Source organism: Nitrospirota bacterium (genome assembly GCA_040757595.1).
Classification (GTDB): domain Bacteria; phylum Nitrospirota; class Nitrospiria; order Nitrospirales; family Nitrospiraceae; genus JBFLWP01.
This window is the reverse complement of sequence record JBFLWP010000002.1, coordinates 129,601-148,109: the sequence shown is the minus strand read 5'-3', so window position 1 is coordinate 148,109 and position 18,509 is coordinate 129,601. Positions and strand designations below refer to the sequence as shown.

Annotated in this window: 16 protein-coding genes; all 16 read right to left on the bottom strand. The window is 61.5% G+C overall.

Going from position 1 to position 18,509, the window contains the following annotated elements; translation table 11 throughout:
• Positions 1-31: 31 nt before the first annotated feature.
• Entirely contained in the window at positions 32-2,524 is a 2,493-nt protein-coding gene (traC, locus tag AB1411_02545) for a type IV secretion system protein TraC (protein MEW6542471.1), read from the bottom strand.
• Positions 2,525-2,529: 5 nt separating this feature from the next.
• Positions 2,530-3,249 (bottom strand): type IV conjugative transfer system lipoprotein TraV, encoded by a 720-nt coding sequence (traV, locus tag AB1411_02540; protein MEW6542470.1) that lies wholly within the window; start codon positions 3,247-3,249, stop codon positions 2,530-2,532.
• 28 nt (positions 3,250-3,277) lie between these two features.
• Entirely contained in the window at positions 3,278-6,709 is a 3,432-nt protein-coding gene (locus tag AB1411_02535) for a PKD domain-containing protein (protein ID MEW6542469.1), read from the bottom strand.
• Between the two features lie 231 nt (positions 6,710-6,940).
• Positions 6,941-7,975 carry an IS110 family transposase gene (locus tag AB1411_02530; GenBank protein ID MEW6542468.1) on the bottom strand — a complete coding sequence of 345 codons (1,035 nt, stop codon included), beginning with the start codon at positions 7,973-7,975 and terminating at the stop codon, positions 6,941-6,943.
• 176 nt (positions 7,976-8,151) lie between these two features.
• Positions 8,152-9,432, bottom strand: a complete 1,281-nt coding sequence (locus tag AB1411_02525; protein ID MEW6542467.1) for a TraB/VirB10 family protein — start codon at positions 9,430-9,432, stop codon at positions 8,152-8,154.
• A gap of 116 nt (positions 9,433-9,548) precedes the next feature.
• Complete coding sequence (locus AB1411_02520) at positions 9,549-10,319, bottom strand: type-F conjugative transfer system secretin TraK (GenBank protein ID MEW6542466.1); 771 nt, start codon at positions 10,317-10,319, stop codon at positions 9,549-9,551.
• Positions 10,316-10,927 (bottom strand): TraE/TraK family type IV conjugative transfer system protein, encoded by a 612-nt coding sequence (locus AB1411_02515; protein MEW6542465.1) that lies wholly within the window; start codon positions 10,925-10,927, stop codon positions 10,316-10,318. The genes AB1411_02520 and AB1411_02515 overlap by 4 nt, the downstream gene beginning before the upstream one ends.
• Before the next feature lie 93 nt (positions 10,928-11,020).
• Entirely contained in the window at positions 11,021-11,368 is a 348-nt protein-coding gene (gene traL, locus AB1411_02510; GenBank protein ID MEW6542464.1) for a type IV conjugative transfer system protein TraL, read from the bottom strand.
• Positions 11,369-11,380: 12 nt separating this feature from the next.
• Positions 11,381-11,671, bottom strand: coding sequence for a hypothetical protein (locus AB1411_02505; protein MEW6542463.1), 291 nt, complete (start codon positions 11,669-11,671; stop codon positions 11,381-11,383).
• Between the two features lie 108 nt (positions 11,672-11,779).
• Positions 11,780-13,885 (bottom strand): ATP-dependent RecD-like DNA helicase, encoded by a 2,106-nt coding sequence (locus AB1411_02500; protein ID MEW6542462.1) that lies wholly within the window; start codon positions 13,883-13,885, stop codon positions 11,780-11,782.
• 123 nt (positions 13,886-14,008) lie between these two features.
• On the bottom strand, positions 14,009-14,815 hold the full coding sequence (locus AB1411_02495; GenBank protein ID MEW6542461.1) for a hypothetical protein: 807 nt from the start codon (positions 14,813-14,815) through the stop codon (positions 14,009-14,011).
• A gap of 439 nt (positions 14,816-15,254) precedes the next feature.
• On the bottom strand, positions 15,255-15,644 hold the full coding sequence (locus tag AB1411_02490) for a response regulator (protein MEW6542460.1): 390 nt from the start codon (positions 15,642-15,644) through the stop codon (positions 15,255-15,257).
• A gap of 103 nt (positions 15,645-15,747) precedes the next feature.
• A complete protein-coding gene (locus AB1411_02485) occupies positions 15,748-17,382 on the bottom strand; it encodes a DEAD/DEAH box helicase family protein (protein ID MEW6542459.1) in 1,635 nt (544 codons plus the stop codon).
• Positions 17,379-17,690: a hypothetical protein gene (locus AB1411_02480; protein MEW6542458.1), complete on the bottom strand. Its 312-nt coding sequence runs from the start codon at positions 17,688-17,690 to the stop codon at positions 17,379-17,381. The genes AB1411_02485 and AB1411_02480 overlap by 4 nt, the downstream gene beginning before the upstream one ends.
• Positions 17,687-18,109 (bottom strand): hypothetical protein, encoded by a 423-nt coding sequence (locus AB1411_02475; protein MEW6542457.1) that lies wholly within the window; start codon positions 18,107-18,109, stop codon positions 17,687-17,689. Before AB1411_02475 ends, AB1411_02480 begins: the two co-directional genes overlap by 4 nt.
• A 14-nt stretch (positions 18,110-18,123) precedes the next feature.
• On the bottom strand, positions 18,124-18,441 hold the full coding sequence (locus tag AB1411_02470) for a hypothetical protein (protein ID MEW6542456.1): 318 nt from the start codon (positions 18,439-18,441) through the stop codon (positions 18,124-18,126).
• Between the last annotated feature and the right edge of the window lie 68 nt (positions 18,442-18,509).

The window sequence follows — 18,509 nt, the reverse complement described above, 5'->3', positions numbered from 1 at the left end:
GCCGGCGGAGACTGGGCGAAACGGACGGGGCTCAGCTGGACGCGGCCATGGGCGACTGAGGGCCAGGGGCGGCCTGCGCGCGCTCCTCCTCCAGGATCTTCACGATCGCATCCTCAGTGGAGAGTCCGCTGCCGGTAAACGCGGCGATCCGCGCCAGCTCGTCCGGCTTGGTGGTGTAGTAGAGCTGCGTGTACCGATCGACGCATAACCGGGCAATCGAGCGGCCGATCGGCGTGTAGAGATACAGTTCCGAATACTCCTTGTTGATCATGTGCAAACTGTTGAGCAGTTTGAATTCGTACTCGGAAAACACCAGGCGCTTCCGTTCTTTGATGGACTCGACGCTTTCCGGCTTTTGTTGCAACAGGACCAGAAAGTCGGAGTTTTCAATCAGCGCGGCGCCGGTCTGTCCCATCTTGTCGTAGTAGTCGTTGATGCCCTGCGTGATCGTCATGATGGCGCCGCCGTACTTCCGGACCCGGCGCACGGATTTCTCGAAGAACGTCGCGGTATTGCCGCCTTGACTCAACAAATCCCAGGCCTCGTCCATCGCGCAGATCTTCGGCTGGTCCTTCTGCCCGCCGTACATGGCCCCCTGGATCGCAAACAGTAATTGCAGGAGAATCACGCTTCGGACTTCAAGCATGGTGTCCAAGCCGTCCAATTCCAGCACGACGAAGGGATTGTCGAACCTGAGATCGCGATCGTCTTCCGGCGTCATGTCGGCCCGGTTGAACAACCGCCCGTATTGGCCGTGTATCGTGTACGGGTAGAGCATCTGGCCGAGATCGCGCTGGCGCTGGTCGCTTTTGTTGAGCAGTACGTTGGAGACGTCGGTCGGCGTCCCCTGCTGCCCCGACTCGTCAAGCACCTGATTGAGGGCTTCCTCTATCCAGGACATTTCGAGATCGGTCAAGGCCCGCGAGGGGGACGCCATCTGGGCGAAGATGGCTTTCAGCATCGCCATTTCGTCCGCATCGCGCTCGACGACCGAGCTCAACGGGTTCAGGCAGAATTCATGGTGCCGCTTCCCGAACTCGATGTACTGTCCGCCGACTTGTTCGCAGAGCTTGACGTAACTTCGCCCCGCGTCGATCATCCAGATGCGGGCGTTCAGGCCCAAGTAGCCGCGGATCATTTCGTTCGTAAAGAACGATTTCCCGGACCCGGATTTGGCCGCCACGCAGATGTTGTAGTTCCCGCTCGGATTCATGAACGGGTCGAAGTTCATCAGTTGCCCGCACCGGGACACGAGGAGCACGACCGGCCGGCCGATCCCCTTCCAGTCGCTGACCACCGGAGCCAGATGCGGGACCACCCCGGTATGAAGGGTTTTCATGCGCCGGAGCTTGTCTCGGAGCATGGTGACGTCGTTGGGGAGCCCCATGGGGAGTGAGAACAGGAACATCGGGAGGCCGATGTAGTGGTCCTCCTGGACGAGCCAGTCCAGACTCCGGTACAGCGCGCTCAGGCCCTGCGTGTTCTTCTCGGCTTCTTCTGGCGTCTTGTTCCACAGCAGGATATGGAAATAGGCGCCGATCGGGGCTCGTCCGTCCGCCATGGCGCTCACCATCGCGTCGTAATGCTCCTTCTTCCGCTTGAGCTGCGGCACGACATTGAGCAGGCCGCTGTACGACTGATTGGTGATCAAGAGATGTTTTTTCCGTATCTCGCCCTGGGTCGTTGATGGATCCAACCGTAGCGTATTGAGGGAGATCCAGAAGGGAACCGTGACCTGGTCAAAGATACGATGGAGACTGCCGATCAATTCCCGGTTCATGCTGCCATGCCAGCGTTCCGGAAATTGCTGAATGGAGAGGCTTTTGACATATAGGCCGTCCATTTCCAAGTATTTGGGAGTCAGCCGGGTGACGGTATCATAGCGAACCGCCTGATCGGATAGGGACCGAAGCGGATCGTAGGCGTGTTCGGGCAATTCATTCCAGGCATGGGCGGGATTCATGAGCCCGTGCAAGAGATGCAACAACGTGGAAGGTTCCAAACGCTGTACGCTGAATCCGCAGCTCTTGAGGAGCTGCTCGATCCCGGAGCATTTTTCCGCGATGGCCTCGAGTTTGAGGCCGTGCGGCTGCATCCCGGCGAGCGGGATCGTCACGCTGATGTAGCAGGTCACATCCCGGAGGGGGAGCCCTGAGGTTGGCAGGAGCCGGGCCCGGCGTTCGAAGAAAAAGTCCCGTGTTCGGTCGGCCAGCTTCGCGAGCACGGGACTCGCCTGTTCCCGTAGCTTGACGTAGTCATCCAGCCACGGTCTGATGGCGGGTGACCCGTGAATCGCGAACTGGATGGTCGAGCCGGCTGGAAGGTCGAGCTCGAAGAGGTTGGTGAACTTCGCCAGGACCTGATCGTTAAACCCGGTCAGCGGTTCCGAGGACAGGACCACCCCGCATCGGCCGTCAGCCTGAATGAACAGATTGTGGACTGGATCGTAGGCCTGATAGGGCAAATACTCGCTGAGCGGGTACCGCTGGAGAATCTTGTTTGTCTGGTAAATGGGCACGGCCATGAGGGTTACTGCAACAGGGGGTCACTGCCCATGCCTTCGCCCATGATCTCGCCGACCGCCGTATCCGGAGACCCCATCGGCACCATCGGGACCATCGGCACGCCGGACGGCATCCGCGTGTTCGGGAGAGTGGGCATCATCATCGGAGGGCGAGGCGGCTGGACCATCCGCTCGCGTCCAGGCCGTCCCAATGGATCCGTCCCGGCCGGATCCACGCCCTCGGCGTTCCGGTGTTGCCCGGGGCGCTCAATGAGCGCGGAGACGGTCGGGACGATACTGCCGCGTCCGCGGGATGGCGTGGCCTGGCGAGGACGCTGCCCGTACACCCAATCGCTCTCTTCGACCATCATGTAGACGACCGACGCCTCATGGAGCCGATTTTTCTCATCCCGCCACGGGGCAATCCAGACGCGCGCGACCTTCGGAGGCGTGATGGCCGGCTGACCCAATGGCGCACCTGGAGCCGACTCGATGGTCGGAGGTGGAGGCATCCCGACGGACGTTGCTCCTGAAGAGGTTCCGTCGAGTCCCCATCCTCCAGGTTCGTCGCCGGACTGGACCATCTTGTCGATCGCCTGCCGATTCTCGTATACGGTCATCACATCTTGGCAACGGACCCCTTCGGGATAGCCCTTACAGCTGAACGACTGCCCGTACGAGCAGCCGTTTAGCAGAAGCCCGATCGCCGCGATGATCACGATATGCCGCACGGACTGATTCGCCATCACCAACACCTTTCGGAAGCCCGATGAGCTAATTGATGATCACCGATTCCGTCACTTCGGCGGTGGCGCCATCGTCGTCGGTTGCCGTCATGACCACCTGGTAGCTCCCAGGTTCCTGGTACTCCACGACGACGATGGCCCGATTCTCAATCGCCCGTCCGTCGCCGAGATCCCAGCGATACCCCTTGACCCTCCCATCCTGGTCAAGACAGGCGGCTGTCAGCCTGACTTGTTTCGGCCTGAACGTGCTGGGTTGCTGACTGACCGAACAGGTCGGCGGCTGGTTTGCAACGACGGACACATTGAGCTGCGCCTCGCCGGTTTGCCCTTTCCGTGACGTCACCCGCAGGGTCAGCAAATAATCCCCTGGCTCACGGAATACGGCCACGCCGACGTTATTCAGGCTCACAATCGAGTCATTCAGGAGCCATTCATACTTCATGATCTTGTCATCTTTCAGTCCCGTAATCGTCGGACGCACCTTCACGGTCAGCGGGGCCTTGAACCACCGATTCGACGACATTGTACTGAGGCCGATCTTCATCGGTTTCGAATCTTCGACGACGAGTTGATCCGTCACGGTCTGGCTATGGCCAGCTTGATCGGAGACGGTCACCGAGACGTGATAGGTCCCCGGGGCCCGATAGACATGGGTCATGCCGGCTTTTTTGCCGGTTGCGGTTTCACCATCTCCAAAGTCCCACGCATAGGTGAAAATAGCACCTGGCGCGTTCCTGACATTCCCGTTCAACTTATAGGCCACGGTGTAGGGCACGGACGGATCTTTGTCACCACGCTTTTCCAAGGCGAAGACAGGAAACGAGTAGCTCAGGATGGGGTAGTTCACTGTCACCGAGGCGATTTCATCCTCCGTCACGCTCCCCTCCGGAATCGCCCGCACTTTGACGACATGTACTCCCCCGCTGCTGTCGGGCGTATAGGTGAGGCTGGGTTGCCCGGAGACGACGGAACCATCCGGCAACATCCATTCGAGCGTCACCGGCCCCGTATGCTTCACCTGGGCTTGCAAGGTGACCGGGAACCCCTCCACGGCAAAACGGGGCCCGCGCATGGACAGCTTGGGTTTCGGCATGGGCGACACCGTAAGTTCCTGCTGGACGGTGTCGGATTCCGCATCCGGATCTCCGTTCGCCTCGACGATCACGGCTTTGGCCTTGACCAGCAGCTTGCCGACCCGCTCACCTTTCAGATTCAGGACTTGGCCGGAACTGATCTGCCCAAAGACATCCCACTGAATCTCGAGCTTGCCGGGGGCTGCCCCTCTCGGCAATGCCGCCACGCCTTGGAACGCCGCCACGGAGCCGCGGACGATCTGGAGTGGTCCGGTCATCCTCATGCTGGGTTTCTGCCAGCCAAACACCTCGACCGTGACGGAAGAGGTGGCCTCATAGCCGGGCGCCTCCAGCAACGACGCGACGGCACTGACGGTCTTCTGGCCGAGCGTCGTCCATCTGGCCTTCAGACGTAGCCCTCCGTTCTCGGTTTGCCCCACCCCGTCGCCGGTATCCCAACGGATCTGCGGAGTCCCGGCAGTGCCATTCATGTCGGCATCACAGATGAGATCCTGCCGACGCCCCACTCGATCGGCCGGGCAGAAAATCGAGATGCGTAGCTCCGGGGGCGTCACCTCGATCGTGGTCGTCAGCGGCGCCGACGTCTGGCTCGGATCCTCGACCAAGGAGACGGAGACCGTCACGAGGACGGCCTCGACTCGTCGGGGCGTAATCGTCGCCGCCTGGCCGCTCCCGGACACCAGCGTGGTGCTCGGAGTAGCCGTCCAGTTGTATTTCAGGGTACCCAACGGCGCAGTGGCCGAGACCGCACAATCCACTGCGACCCCAAACCGGGTCTGCGGCGGACAGGACAGCCCTCCTGCCGTCGGCGCCTCATACAAGCCGAACTCTGCGCTCAATGACGCCAGTTGAGGCGCGGCCGACTGATCGGGACTCGCGAGGAGGGCGACGGCTGCCTGGAACGGGCGATCCGCAAATTGGCCGAGTGACGTACGGGTGAGCTCCGAGAGGGTCTGGGTGGACATCCCGGCCGTCTCAACGGCGGTCATCGAGGGCAGCTGTTGCCAGCCGCCGTTTTGGTACACGCGCCACGTGACACCACGGTCGAAGCTCAGCGCCCAACGGACATCGGTTCCAGCCGCTTGATAGGCCACCGGAGACAGCCGGCTCAGGACTTTATAAATGGTTGGTCCCGTGTAAACCGGAGAGATCGCGGCCACGCCTTTGCTCGCATAGCGTGAGGCGGCGGTCATGTTGGCGACGCACCGGCCGCTGCCGGACGCGCACGTGGCAGGCGCGACCAGGACCGCGGCATCATCCCCTGGCGCCGGGGTGATGCTGGAGACTTGGTTGCCGACGGACAGGACATTGGATCGGCCAAGCAGGCGTTCCTGCCCATCCGATGCCGAATAGAGCAAGAGTTCGCCGCTGGACGCGGCCACCCATACGACATTATTCCGGGCCAGTCCCGCGGTTTGGACCGAGACGCCGGTCGGCAGGGCAAGCGTCTTCAGACTTGAGACCCCGCCAGGGTCCATGATGTGGATGGCGGTATCCGTCACCACCCACGGATAGGCCCCGACGAGAAAGATGGAACGGGGCACCTCGGACACGGGATTGAAATCCGGATTCCACGGCGCCCACGGCGCGGGGTTGCTCGACGCATAGCGGAGCCATGCGTGGCGGTTCGGACCGTTCAAATATACTTGGACGAACCCTGAACCAGGAGAAAGGAAGTAGGCGCGCGAGACGTCGTAACCGGAGATCGTGCTGTCGCCGAACGTATTCGGAAGATAGGCCTCATTCCACTTGCTCAGGGCGAACCCGTTGTTCGACGTATCGATCGTCGTCAAACAGAGGGCTTTGACGTCGGAACAGCCCGGAACGGGTCCACGAGTGAGCCCATAGAGAAACTGGTTTTGGGTGTACACGAACCCAAAGAACGGAGCGTAGCCAAGGTCAGGCAACGAGACTTGCTGAACCTGCCCGTCCACCGTGCCGAACATGACCCGAGAGTCGCATGGGATCCAGATCCGGCCATCCATCGCCACGACGGCTCGCTGCCAATAGCCCCCGCGGCAGCCCGCTCCGCCGAAGTCGGCGGTCGCACTGGCGGAACTCACGACCCGACCCGTCATGTTCATGAGTCGCCACACGGTTTGACCGCCAGGAGAGGCGACGAGAGCAGCATCGCTCAGCGTGTCCGGCAGCAGGTCCGTCTGCCGCGTCGGCTCCTGAGAAAACGCCAGTGTCAACCGTCCGGTTGAAGCATCGTAGACCATGGACTCAGACGGCCAGGTCCAACTCGTGATCGGAGCATTGACCGTATCGGCCCAGGCATCTGACGAGAGACCGACCGCCAAACACAACCCCAAGCCGACCAGGCCGAGACAACCGGCCTGTCGCAGCGTGCGCAACAACATCATGGATCCTCCCATGAATAGGGCCTCTGTCAACAGGGAATACGAGGCCCTGACGTTGAAAAAGATGGACCGTTAACCTCCCATGCGGGCTCGGTCGCCCAACCTTCCGGTCCAAAGACAGCCGCCCAATCTCCTTATCGAGGTTGTCCCCTCAAGGACCATGCGGGCTCACCGTCTTGGCGTGACCATCAGGGCAATCGAACGTGCCCGCTTCTCCTTCATCGACCGCGGGCGCTAGCGCGCGGCCGCCAGGAGCTTGGCCGGGTCGTAGGGCTGCCCCGACTTCAAGACCCCGTAGGCCGTCGTCAACAACTTCCGGGCCAGGGCGATAAGGGCGATCTTCTGGCCCCGTCGCCGGGCAACACGGGCAAAGAACTGCTGCAGCGGCTTCGCCCCGTGACTCTTCATCCGCACCAGCGTGTGGGCACACTGCAAGAGCACCCGTCGCACCTCCAGCCGCCCGTCCCGGTTGATCCGCCCCAACTGCCGCACCTCCCCACTCTGGTAGATCGTCGGTGTGAGCGCCCCATAGTTCGCCACGGCCTTCTGATCATCAAACCGACGCGCCTCGTCGAGCGCCCCCACCAGCACACGGGCGGACAACGGGCCCAAGGCCGGAATGGTCTCCACCAGTGCACAGCGGGGATCCCGAATGGCCCGCAGCCGGTCGGTGAGTTGCCGCTCCGCCGCCGTCAGCGCCTCAAGGCTCGCGCGGAAGGTCTCGATGATCAGCTTCAGCGGGGCACTGAGCGGCAGCCGCTCGAGCTGCGTCCGCCAGGTCGGACTCGCGAAGAACTTGGCCGGCAGCCGATACCCCTCTTGCCGCACATACCCGCGCAGGGTGTTGAGCAAGGCGACCCGCTTGCTCTGCAACTGCTGCCGGGCACTGGCCACCTCCCGCAGCTCTCGGGTCACGCCCGCCACCACATGCACGGCCCGCGGCAGCAACCCCGTCCGCGCCAGCTCGGCCAGTTTCTTCGCATCCACCCGATCCGTCTTCCCCCGACTCTCGGTGATCCACTTCACCTCGTTCGGATGCACCACATGAACCTGGACGTCCGTCAGCTTCTTCAAGGTCTCCGCGATCCACTTCATCTGATTGCCCGCCTCGAAGGCGACCAGCTTGGCGCCGACCCCCACGTGCCGCAGCAGCGCCCGGAGCCCCGCCCGGGAGGCCGGCTGCTCCCCTGCGAACACGCGCTGCTTCCGTTCATTGACCGCATAAGCCACCAGACTCTTGCCACTGACATCCAATCCGACGTAGATCATCACCTGCCCCCTTTCGTTGGTGGTGGTTGGTCACCCCTGACAGTCGGACCTTCGTACCTCGACTGTCGACCAACGTAAAGGGGGCCCTATTCATAGAATCTCGATTGTGCAAACGACCCTCCTTTGGTGGTACCGAAGCGAGACCCACACGCTACGATATTACGGACAACGCGGGATTAGAGCGGGATATCGGGCAACTCTTTTCCTTCCGTGACGATCAGAACCCCTTTCCGACCGGCATCGATTTCGATGATAGGGAATATCGACCGGGCCATCGTCATATAAAAACGGGCTAAGAGCTCGGCTGCGCGCCCTAACCCTCCTGCAAGGCCTGAAATTCCGATCATTTGCGTGTCGGGGAACTGCATCATCTGTTGCGGGCTTTGCGCGAAGAAAAACCCTTGCTGGAACGGGAGAAACGCCCTGGAGAGACCACTGACGAAGCCGGCCAGGAGCGAGCGATACAGGAGCGCGCCTTCCCGCATCACGATCTTGCCGCGGAGCCCCACTTTGCCATCCTCTCCGGTAATCACGCCCTTGATTGCGACATCCGTGGCCTGGCCGTTCTTTTTGACGCAACTCAGGCCGAGGACGCGAATCTGGGTCCGCTCGCTGGACAGTTCGCCGAGCCCCTCCCCCATCACAAAGCATTCCTTGAGGTTCAGGCGAAAATCGTTCGGGAGAAACGCCAGATTATTGACCACCATCAGCACAGGGTAGGGCTGCTGACGCACCCCCCCGCCCATCCCTCCACTTCCGACACCGCCCCCTCTGGCCGGAGCATCGATGCCGGAGAGCAATTGGACGGGGATCAGCGTACCGGTATTGATGAAATACTTGCTCTTGGGTTGCATGGAGACCTGATCGGCTTTGAAGACACGGATCCGCTCCGTCGGAGACCCAGAGGGCGTCGCCGGTTTTCCCGCCGGTCCTGGACCCTTCGCGCCCACCTCCCCGCTCCCGGCAGGTTGGCTGCCGGCTGCTTGCTCGAGAAATTTCGAAGTCGAAGACGGACTCCCGGCTTGAGCCTGACCGGAAGGACCGCCTGGCAGAGGAAGCGGGGGCAGTGAGGATGCGGGGGGTAACGGAGGAATGGTCCCGCTCTTCAGGCCGGCTTTGCCGGACGGAACGATCTTTACGGCGCCTGGGGGACCTGGGGGACCCGCGGGACCCGGTTTCCCTTCCGGCCCTCCCGGGCCCCGTTTCGTGTCTTTCTTGACCTTGTCCATTTCCTGCTGCAACTGGGTAATGAGCTTGCTCTGGGTCTCGATGGTCTTTTCGAGCGATTTGAGCTTGCCGCCGGCCTCGGCAATCCACACCTCCTGGTCGGCCTTCGGCACCAAGGTCGCCGCTTTGGGCTGCGATTTCTTGATGACTCCACCGAACTCGGCCTCGCGAACCCGCTGTCCCACGACGATCACAACCACCCCCACGATGCCTAAGATCGCCCAGACCATCCACTTCTGGAGTCCGGATTTGGCGGAGGCGCCCGGCTGCGGTCCGGGATTGACGGGGTCTAGGATGGGGCCGGTTGGAGCGCCTCCTGCGGCATTCACGTCAACCATCGAGGTCCTTATTGCTCCGCTGGCGGCAGGGGCGACGCCGGTCTCTCGGCGTCACGGCCGGGTGCGGGGTATACCATCACCGCGGTCACCGATTGGCCTGGCTCGACGCGCAGACGATCGAACGCGATGGCGAGTTCACGCCCGGTGAAAAAGCTCTTTTCGCGGAACGTCTGCGTGCCGGCCGTGTCATTCCGCCACTCCACGCGTCTGAGCAGATAGGTGGCACCACGGTAAAGCCGGTCATGGACCAACTCCAATTCCACCCAGGTCAGGTGGCGCTCTTTCGGCGTCTCAATGACCCGCATCCCTGCCGGCGCCTGCCCCAGAAAGACATTCCGCATCAGGGTCGTCAGTTCGTCAATGTAGTCCGCGCTGTTCTGCTGCTCCTGGTCCGTCTGGTTGGTGGTGTCGGCCACACGCCGGTCGTTGAGGATGATCGTCTCCGAGGGGCCGTTTTGAGGCTTCAATTGGAGGACATAGACCTGTTGCTCGGTCAGGAGGACCAATTCGCCGGCCGTTGCGCCAGTCGTCACGATCACATGCCGGCCCTGCGTCTTGACCTCAATCTCGGGTTTGGACGTATAGGCATGGAGGATGGGAGACGGCGCCGTAATCACGTTCACATCGCGGGACGAGACTGTGACGCTGATCGAGCTCTCATCAACGACATCCATGCGCTGGACGGCAAGGGCATGATCGGGATACTCCCCTATCCAGAGAAGACCGCACAGCGCGGCGGACAATAGAATCTGACGCGCATCAAAGCACGAAGTGGTCATGGTTGTTTCTCGGGTTGATCCGATGGCGGCATCTTGACCGTCTGCGCTTCGGGGTTCGCCGGCTTGCGGGTGAACAGGCCTGCGCTGAGACTGGAGACATGAACGCGCCAGTCCGTGAACTTCAGGACGATGCGGTATTCCCGGTCCTCTTCCGCCACCTGGGTATGTCCGATGAACCGGCGCTCCTTGCCGCCAAGCACCACCTCATCACCGGACACGCGCGCGTATTCCGGCGAAAAGAAGCGATTGAGATTGTTTTTGGTGACATACTCTTCATCCGCCCGTAACGCCTCACTGAGTTGCCCGTAGGCTTCCTCGGCCACGTAGCGGAGAAACGTCTGATGGCCCAACCGGACGCTCGCCGGGCTGACATTGGCGACATACGGGATCAAGGAGAGGGCGATTTCCTTCTTATACTGGTCGCTCGCTTGATTGGAGCTCGCCCAATATTCGCGTTCGACGGAGACCGGCGCCACATGCAGCACCACCGTCCGGCGATAGAACCCGTTGGCAATTAACGCGACGACGAGCCCGACCACGATGACCATCAACAACGTGTTGAGGGTTCGTGCGTTCGCGAGATGATCCCGATAGAGCGTCCAGTTCACGACTCTGTTGACGCGGCCTCCCCGCGTCCTCCCGTCCGACGAACGATGACGTGAGGCCTGGCAAGCACCCAGGACGTCGCCTCCGCCAGCTTCTTATTCCACCAACTCCCGGACATCACCAGAGGGACAGCCTTTGAGCGAGAACATCGGGAGGCAGTGCCAGTAACACCAATGCAGCACGATGCCCTCGCTCTTCCCGCGTTTCGTTTTGCTAATCAGGATCGTCGAGCAGATGCCGACCGCTGTAAGCGTCGTCAATTCCCGGCTGATAATGCCGGCGAAGATACAGATGATCAGGATGACAATCTCATCCAGTTCCCACCACAGCACTTGCGGGGGGCTGTCGATATACCGTGGGATGGTATACATCAGACACCAACACGTCAGGGGGTGCGCCATGGCGGCGATGGGCCACACCCGGATCGCCGCCAGCCGTCCCAATGATGCGTGACCTTACATCAATCCCGTGATGATGCTGGGCAGGACGTTGGGAATGTAGTAGGAGCCGGCCGCGATGCCGATCCCGGTCCCGAGCCCGGCCCAGTCGCCCTTGACGGCACTGCCGACCCCCAGGATCCCCCCGAACAACGACAAGACCATGCCCAGTGACCCCTGCATCCAGCCACGAACCGTCTGGGCGATCTCATCGAACGTCGTATCCGTGCCGGCGTACGCGGACGCCACCATCAGAAGCGGCAGTACCAACATCACCGCCGCCACGACCAACACGCCTGTTCTGACCATTTGCCTGTCCTCCTCCGAGAAATTCGTTAATGTAATCAGGTGATTGCGAACACCAACACCAGAGAGGCCTCGCGATCGCATCGAGCCCTCACGACGGAACGGCCATCTCTATATTACGGACTTCATCAAGATCGATTGAACGGGACGCGCCGCGCACAGAGAGCTGTACCGTCGAGCCGCATCCGTGCGTTTCGCCGCAATCCTCAATGCCTCCGCGCTGGCCAATAAGACCAATCGTTGCTTGGCCCGGGTCATCGCGGTATACAAGAGTTCCCGGCGCTGCATGATGTAGTGCTGACGATGCAACACGACGATAACGCACGGGAATTCCGATCCCTGTGCTTTATGAATCGTCAAGCAGAACGCCAGGTCCAGATCAGCCAGGTCCTCGATGGAATAGCTGACCGGGCGCTCCCCAAATCGAACCGTGAGCATCGCGTCTTCCAGATCGACGTCCACCACCAGCCCCACCTCGCCATTGAAAATTTCCTTGTCGTAGTTGTTGACGTTCTGAACGACACGGTCGCCTGGGGCAAACTTGCCAAGTCGCGGGCCCTTCCCGGCCTGGGGATTGAGCACCGCGCGGATCCGTTCATTAAGCTCGACCGTCCCGAGCGGACCCTTGTGCATCGGGGCCAAGACCTGGATGTCCTGCGGGGCAAACGACCGGCCGGCGTCACGGAGGACCTGTTCCAGACTGGTCGCCAACTCGGCGGGATCGTCCTGGAGCATCAGGAACAAGTCATTCAGTGCCCCGTACTCCCCTGTCCGGAGCGGCGGAAGCGTGCCCGCATGCACCTGATGCGCCCACGTGATGATGCCGGAGAGCTCAGCCTGCCGTTGAATCCGCGTCAGCGTGGTGACGGGGATCCAGCCGCTGGCAATGAGATCGCGCAGGATCTGGCCGGGTCCAACCGAGGGCAGCTGATGCTGATCGCCGACCAGCAAAAGCCGGGTGCGAGGACCGATGGCGGACAGCAGGCTGTCAAAGAGCGGCAAATCCATCATCGACGCCTCATCCACCACGACGAGATCGGCATCGAGGGGATGGCCGGCACAACGTCGAAATCCCACGTCGGGGCTAAACTCGAGCAGACGATGAATGGTGCAAGCGTCCACGCCGGAGAGCTCGGTCATCCGCCGAGCCGCTTTTCCGGTTGGGGCGCAGAGGACCACCTGTTGCCGATGCTGCTTGGATAATCGGACGATCTCGGCCACGGTGTACGTTTTGCCGGTGCCCGGCAGCCCGGTCAGGATCGAACATGGCATGGTCATCGCCCACGTCACGGCTTGGGCCTGCTCGGGTGTGGTCCGAGGATCAATGGAGCCTTGCCACCGGACGGCCGATCGACGAACCAGATCGGACAGTCGGCGCTCGACGGCTCGTTCGGCCCGGTATAAGTCCGCCGAGTAGACCCGCCCATCATCGCAGACCACCTCCCCATCGCCGCAGGCCTGAGAGAGGGCCGGCCGCACACTATCCCGATCAAGGCCGAGGAGATCGCTTAACCCCTCGTACAGAGTGGATTCCGGGAGAAAGGTATGGCCGGCCACGGTCGCCTGCCTGAGCACCTCACGCAGTCCGGCTATGAGCCGGTAGGGAGCGGTCGGTTTGATGCCCAGCGACCGGGAGAACAGATCCGCAGTTTTGAACCCAATGCCGCGGATTTCTGTGAGCCGGTAGGGATTGGTCTGAACGATCCCTTCGGTGGCCGAGCCGAAGTGTTTGACCGCTTTGACGGACAGCGAGAGCGTCAACCCCAGCGCGCAGAGCCGGGAGAGGAGCTCCGCCTGCTGTTGATGCTGACGCCAGGATTCGGTGATCGTGCGGAAGACTCCGGGCCCAATCCCTGGGATCTCCATCAATCGCTCCGACGCCTGGTTCATCAGGTCCCAGGCGTTCACGCCAAACGTCTGGGTAATCCGCCTGGCCCGTTCAGGTCCGACCCCGCTAATGATCCCCGAGGCCAGCAACGCCTCGAGCGCCTCTGCCGACGCCGGCCGGTGCGGCGACAGGCTGGTCAACCGGAACTGGCGACCGTATTTAGGGGAGGTGACCCATGACCCCGTGATCAACCAGGCTTGCTGCTCACGCAGCTGCATGGTTTCGGGCAGTTCTCCAACCGCGCTGAAAGGGGTCAGGTCCCGCCCCAAGGCACGCATCGTCAGAACGGTGTACCCCCCCTCTACCGCTCGATACACGACTCGAACCACTTCAGCCGCGAACGTGACGGATTCTCGCGTCTCTTTGGCTGTCCGGCGACTCACCAACACTCCTCCGTCCACCCTCACCGTCAGACCGGCGACACAGCCAGGTCTGGGCGAAAGTGGCGCTCATTACGTCCAGGTTACCGTAATGCCGACCCATCCGTTGATCGAGGCCTGGCTGGACGGCGCCCCTCCAAAATCCCGGCTGATGCTGGCCTGAACATGCAGGTGCTTCGAAATCGGGATCACGACCCCGACCTCGGGGGTGACGGTGATCTCCCGATCCTTGGCCGGATTGCCAGTACCCCGGACATTGGACGCTTTCACATCAGCGACCACCGCCATCGGCACGGTATCCACGCCCCAGACAACCCCCGTCACGCCCGTCCACTGACTGGTTCCGCCGGCCCGCCACTGGCCACGTTGGCTGGAAGGGGCCGCTTCGTAGCTCGCATTGACATGCCAGTACCGCTGACTCCCGAGATCCCAACTCGCCAAGAGCGTACTCTTGAGAGACGGGCTCCGGCGTTCTCCACCGGTCGGGATTTGCGCCTGAACCCGGGCCCCGACACTCAGCTGATCGTCTCGGTACATCCGGGCGAGGCCGCCGACTCGGATCGACCGCGGATCCTCCTGCGTGCCCGGGGTCAACGGGCCGCGAAGGACCGTTCCGCCCAAATCGACTTCCACGTCCTTGGCGATCCCGTACCGGGCATCGACCGGGACACGGGTTCGTGTGGCTGACCGGAACACATCGACCCGGGCGCCTGATTGCACCACCCATTCCTTGTGAGGAACCGGATAGGCATCATCCAGGCTGGTGGGGTAGCCCGGCGAAAGATTCAGCGGCGAATAGGCGCCGCTCTCGACGACCGACCCGAGCACGATCAGCCCCACCACCAATGCAGCCATGACGAATCGATATCCTGTTCGCATCACGCACCTCCATCTGCTGACAGACGTTGCCATTCGGACAGGCGACGAGGGGTAGCCTCCGGGCCCGCCATCGACGGGATATTACGGCCACGGTGGACCCGAGACCATTGGCGCAGTCGAGCGCGCCAGAATGGACGCATCCAACGGATCCAGGATGGCCGCCACCCGCAGTTGACGCAGTAGTGGGGATCATCCAGTGGATCGCGTGAGACCACCATCAGCCCCTCACATTTCATGCACCCAAGACTCATGACCTGCCTCCATCTCCTTATTACGGACTTTCAGGGGGGGGTAGAGCTGGTCGAAGACAATAAATGGTCGGATCGCTTGAGAGGCGGGTTCCTGGGACCCGGATCGTGACTGAATCCACAGAGCGTGGGTATGTTAGAGCGGCCTCGGTCTGAGACGTGCCCAGGTCGCTCTCAAGTGGGTGAGCGAACTAGGCGGTGGACTGAAAGATTTGGTCGAGCTTGGTCTGCATAATTTCAGCCGTGAACGGCTTCACCAAGTACTGGCTGACCCCTGCATTTAGCGCTTCGAGAATATTCGACTTCTGGGCCTCGGCCGTCAGCATAATGACCGGGATATGGTGCATCGCACGGTCAGCCCGGATCGTGCGGAGCAGGTCAATGCCGCTCATGATCGGCATGTTCCAGTCCGTGACCACGAGGCCAAACGGCTCTTTCTGCAGTTTGGTGAGTGCTTCCTGGCCGTGCTCGGCCTCTTCGACATTGCCATAGCCTAATTGCTTTAGCACATTGCGCACGATTCGGCGCATGGTGGACATATCGTCCACGACCAGAATCCTCAAGTTCTTGTCTGCCGGCATAGGGCGATGCTCCTCCTTCCGCAAAGGTCCCTGATCGTCGGGAGAGCCCGTGCCTGGCTGCTCCCCATGGCTCAAGCCAGAGGCTTGAGTTCGCATCGTTTCGTCAACTGGATTCCGATCGTTCACCGTGAGCAGCCCTCCGAGACGCCCATGACCGTCCGATTGGTTTCGAGAGGGTGTCCAACTGCTGTTCGAGGATCGCGATGCGACGCTCCAATTCCGCCACCGTTGCGGTCTCAATTCGACTCCCCGTTGAACGGATGAGATCCACGTTGATCTCTCGGTGAGAGCGACCCGTTCGGGAGGACAGCATCCCCACGAGCCGCTTATGTTTGGTTCTCAGGGCGTTCTTTTGCGCAAACAACGGCGCCGGATGAGACGACGCGGCTGACTGCACGGGCGGCTGAACCATAAATGCCGCCTCACGCTGTTCAATGGGCGCGATAATTTCCTGGGCCTGGGCATGGGCTTCCAATGGACTAAACAGACTGGTCTGCTCGGCCCCACTCAGCAATCCGTGCGGTTGCTTCGGATCTGGCGGGTCTTGAGCTTGCAGGACATGGTCGCGTTCTTCCCCAATCCGTTTCGCATAGTGGCTCAACACGGGATCGGCCGGCAGGTAGAGAAACGCCCGTTGCGGGCCATGGAGATGCGGCTGCCGCCGCACGAATCGCCCGGTGACCTGACGAAAGTACATCTCGGTGAGAATGTTCGTGCAGAACGCGCCGACTCGCAGCCGCGGGATATCGACCCCTTCACTGACCATGTTCACGGCCACGAGCCATGGCGAGTCTGACTGTGCAAAGCGGCGAATGATCCGAGAGGCGGCCGGGTCGTCCGAGACGGCAATGTCGGCGTGGACCCCGATGGAACCACGCAAAATGCCGGCGATGACGCGCGCGTGGTCTTGGCTTGACGCAATGACCAACCCGCCGGCATCGCGATGTTGGCGTCGCAGGTCCATGAGTTTCGCATGGGCGGGGCGCAGCACGGCTTCGGCCCATCCTTCGTTGAGTATCGCAGCTTTGAGTCGCTCACGCCGTTGCTTGTCCGGGAGATCGTCGGTGAACGACGCGGACGCGATCCCCCCATCTCCTGTCCGCCACGAAACGTATCCGCCATAGGTGGAGAAGTAGACCGGCCGGCAGACGTGATCGCGCAACGCGGCTTCATACCCATAGGCGTAATCGGCTATGCTAACACCGTTGTCGTACCGGACAAACGGGATGGTGGCCGCATCGCTCCGAAACGGCGTCCCGGACAACGACAGGCGCCGCTCGGCGTCACCGAAGGCCGCGCGCAAAGCCTGGCCCCATTCTTTTCCATCCCCGGCGTGATGAATCTCGTCCAAGATGACCAGGGTCCGTTGACGGTGGCAGGCGTGTCGCATGCCGCCCGGGTTGCCACAGACCTGCTGGTAGGTCACGACCATCCCATGATAGTCGCGGCTCTCGTGACCGTCGCCCATGACGAAGGGATCCAATTGAATCCCGGTACGGCCCGCGGCTTCGGCCCACTGGCCACGCAGGTGGTTCGTGGGACACACGACGACGATCCGCTCGATCGATGCGGAGGTCATGACGCGGTGCGCGCACCGTAACGCCGCCGTGGTCTTGCCCGAACCAGGCGTGGCGACGATCAGGAAGTCCGCTGACGAGGACGCGGCGAATCTCAGGTCAACATCGCGTTGCCATGATCGAAGCGGAAGGGACCATGCGGGGAGAGTCCGAACCGTCATGCAGGAGTCTCCTCCAGACGGAACACGTCGCGCGGTTCGATGATCGTCACGCCGTGCTGAACCAACCAGTCCCGCAAGGGCACCCATCGCTCAGCCGGGATTCGTCCGTTCACATATTGGGCATCCAAGCGTTGCCAAGCAGTTAGGATCGCGCTGAGATCATGGGGACCTGGGCTCACCACGATCGGATACGGTTCGCCCTCGGTATAAATGAGATCGAGCGGTGACGATCCTGTTCCCGCACCTGGAACCGGGGCGGCCCGTTCCGATGGGTTGCTCGCCAAGGTGCGTGCAAGATCCTGCTTCATGACTCCTCCTGAACTTCACGAATCGTGACCAACACGCCAGGTTTCCGGCTCACAACAAACCGATCTTCCCAGCCGGCGATCACATCCCAGCCATCGTCAGGAATGAGCTGCGCATGGACAAAGGCATCGAGAATCAGTTTCCGACCAGCCCCCGAGACATTATCGGGATCGCGCAGACGGTTCGGCTCATGCCATTCGAACAGCCAGTACGCCCGTTCGACCGGACGAATCTTGGCAAGGCGAAGCTCGCAGACCAACGTCCTCAACCAACTCTTTTTGATCTCCTGATAGCCGTTCCATCGTTGCTTGAGACGATGTTGCCGACCGTCGAATGCCTTGGCCGTATCCAAGATGTCATTCATGCCCGGCAGCGGGCCACGGAAAAAGACGCGCTGTTCTTGCGTTGTCTCCTGAGCCATAGGACCGTTGAGAATTAATCCTGTGCGCAGACCCGGCCCTTGAGCGCGACCAGGCTATTCTCGATGTCCTGGATAAGCCTGGCGGCCTCGTACAAACTGCAGGCCGAGATTATCTTGTTCAGCGTCTTGGAGATTGTCTCACTGAGCTTCCGCACGGCGCGATCCCCATGCTGCGCTTCCTTGAGCACCGTACAGACCAGCTCACCCAGTTTGAATTTCTGCTCGATCAACTCATGTGAGGATCGGGCAATCTGCCGACAGCATGCCACCGCGTCCGTGATGAGTTCCGGCCGTACGTTGACCTGATCGGCGATCTGACACTCACGATTCATGCAGATTCTCCTTCTGTGCGCGAAGACGATGCAGCGTATTCACGAGAGCGTGATTCCGTCGAAGTCGG

Coding starts and splice junctions, on each gene's coding strand:
- traC (MEW6542471.1), bottom strand. CDS start 2,524: ATGGCCGTGCCCATTTACCAGACAAACAAGATTCTCCAGCGGTACCCG.
- traV (MEW6542470.1), bottom strand. CDS start 3,249: ATGGCGAATCAGTCCGTGCGGCATATCGTGATCATCGCGGCGATCGGG.
- AB1411_02535 (MEW6542469.1), bottom strand. CDS start 6,709: ATGATGTTGTTGCGCACGCTGCGACAGGCCGGTTGTCTCGGCCTGGTC.
- AB1411_02530 (MEW6542468.1), bottom strand. CDS start 7,975: ATGATCTACGTCGGATTGGATGTCAGTGGCAAGAGTCTGGTGGCTTAT.
- AB1411_02525 (MEW6542467.1), bottom strand. CDS start 9,432: ATGGTCTGGGCGATCTTAGGCATCGTGGGGGTGGTTGTGATCGTCGTG.
- AB1411_02520 (MEW6542466.1), bottom strand. CDS start 10,319: ATGACCACTTCGTGCTTTGATGCGCGTCAGATTCTATTGTCCGCCGCG.
- AB1411_02505 (MEW6542463.1), bottom strand. CDS start 11,671: ATGGTCAGAACAGGCGTGTTGGTCGTGGCGGCGGTGATGTTGGTACTG.
- AB1411_02495 (MEW6542461.1), bottom strand. CDS start 14,815: ATGCGAACAGGATATCGATTCGTCATGGCTGCATTGGTGGTGGGGCTG.
- AB1411_02490 (MEW6542460.1), bottom strand. CDS start 15,644: ATGCCGGCAGACAAGAACTTGAGGATTCTGGTCGTGGACGATATGTCC.
- AB1411_02485 (MEW6542459.1), bottom strand. CDS start 17,382: ATGACGGTTCGGACTCTCCCCGCATGGTCCCTTCCGCTTCGATCATGG.
- AB1411_02480 (MEW6542458.1), bottom strand. CDS start 17,690: ATGAAGCAGGATCTTGCACGCACCTTGGCGAGCAACCCATCGGAACGG.
- AB1411_02475 (MEW6542457.1), bottom strand. CDS start 18,109: ATGGCTCAGGAGACAACGCAAGAACAGCGCGTCTTTTTCCGTGGCCCG.
- AB1411_02470 (MEW6542456.1), bottom strand. CDS start 18,441: ATGAATCGTGAGTGTCAGATCGCCGATCAGGTCAACGTACGGCCGGAA.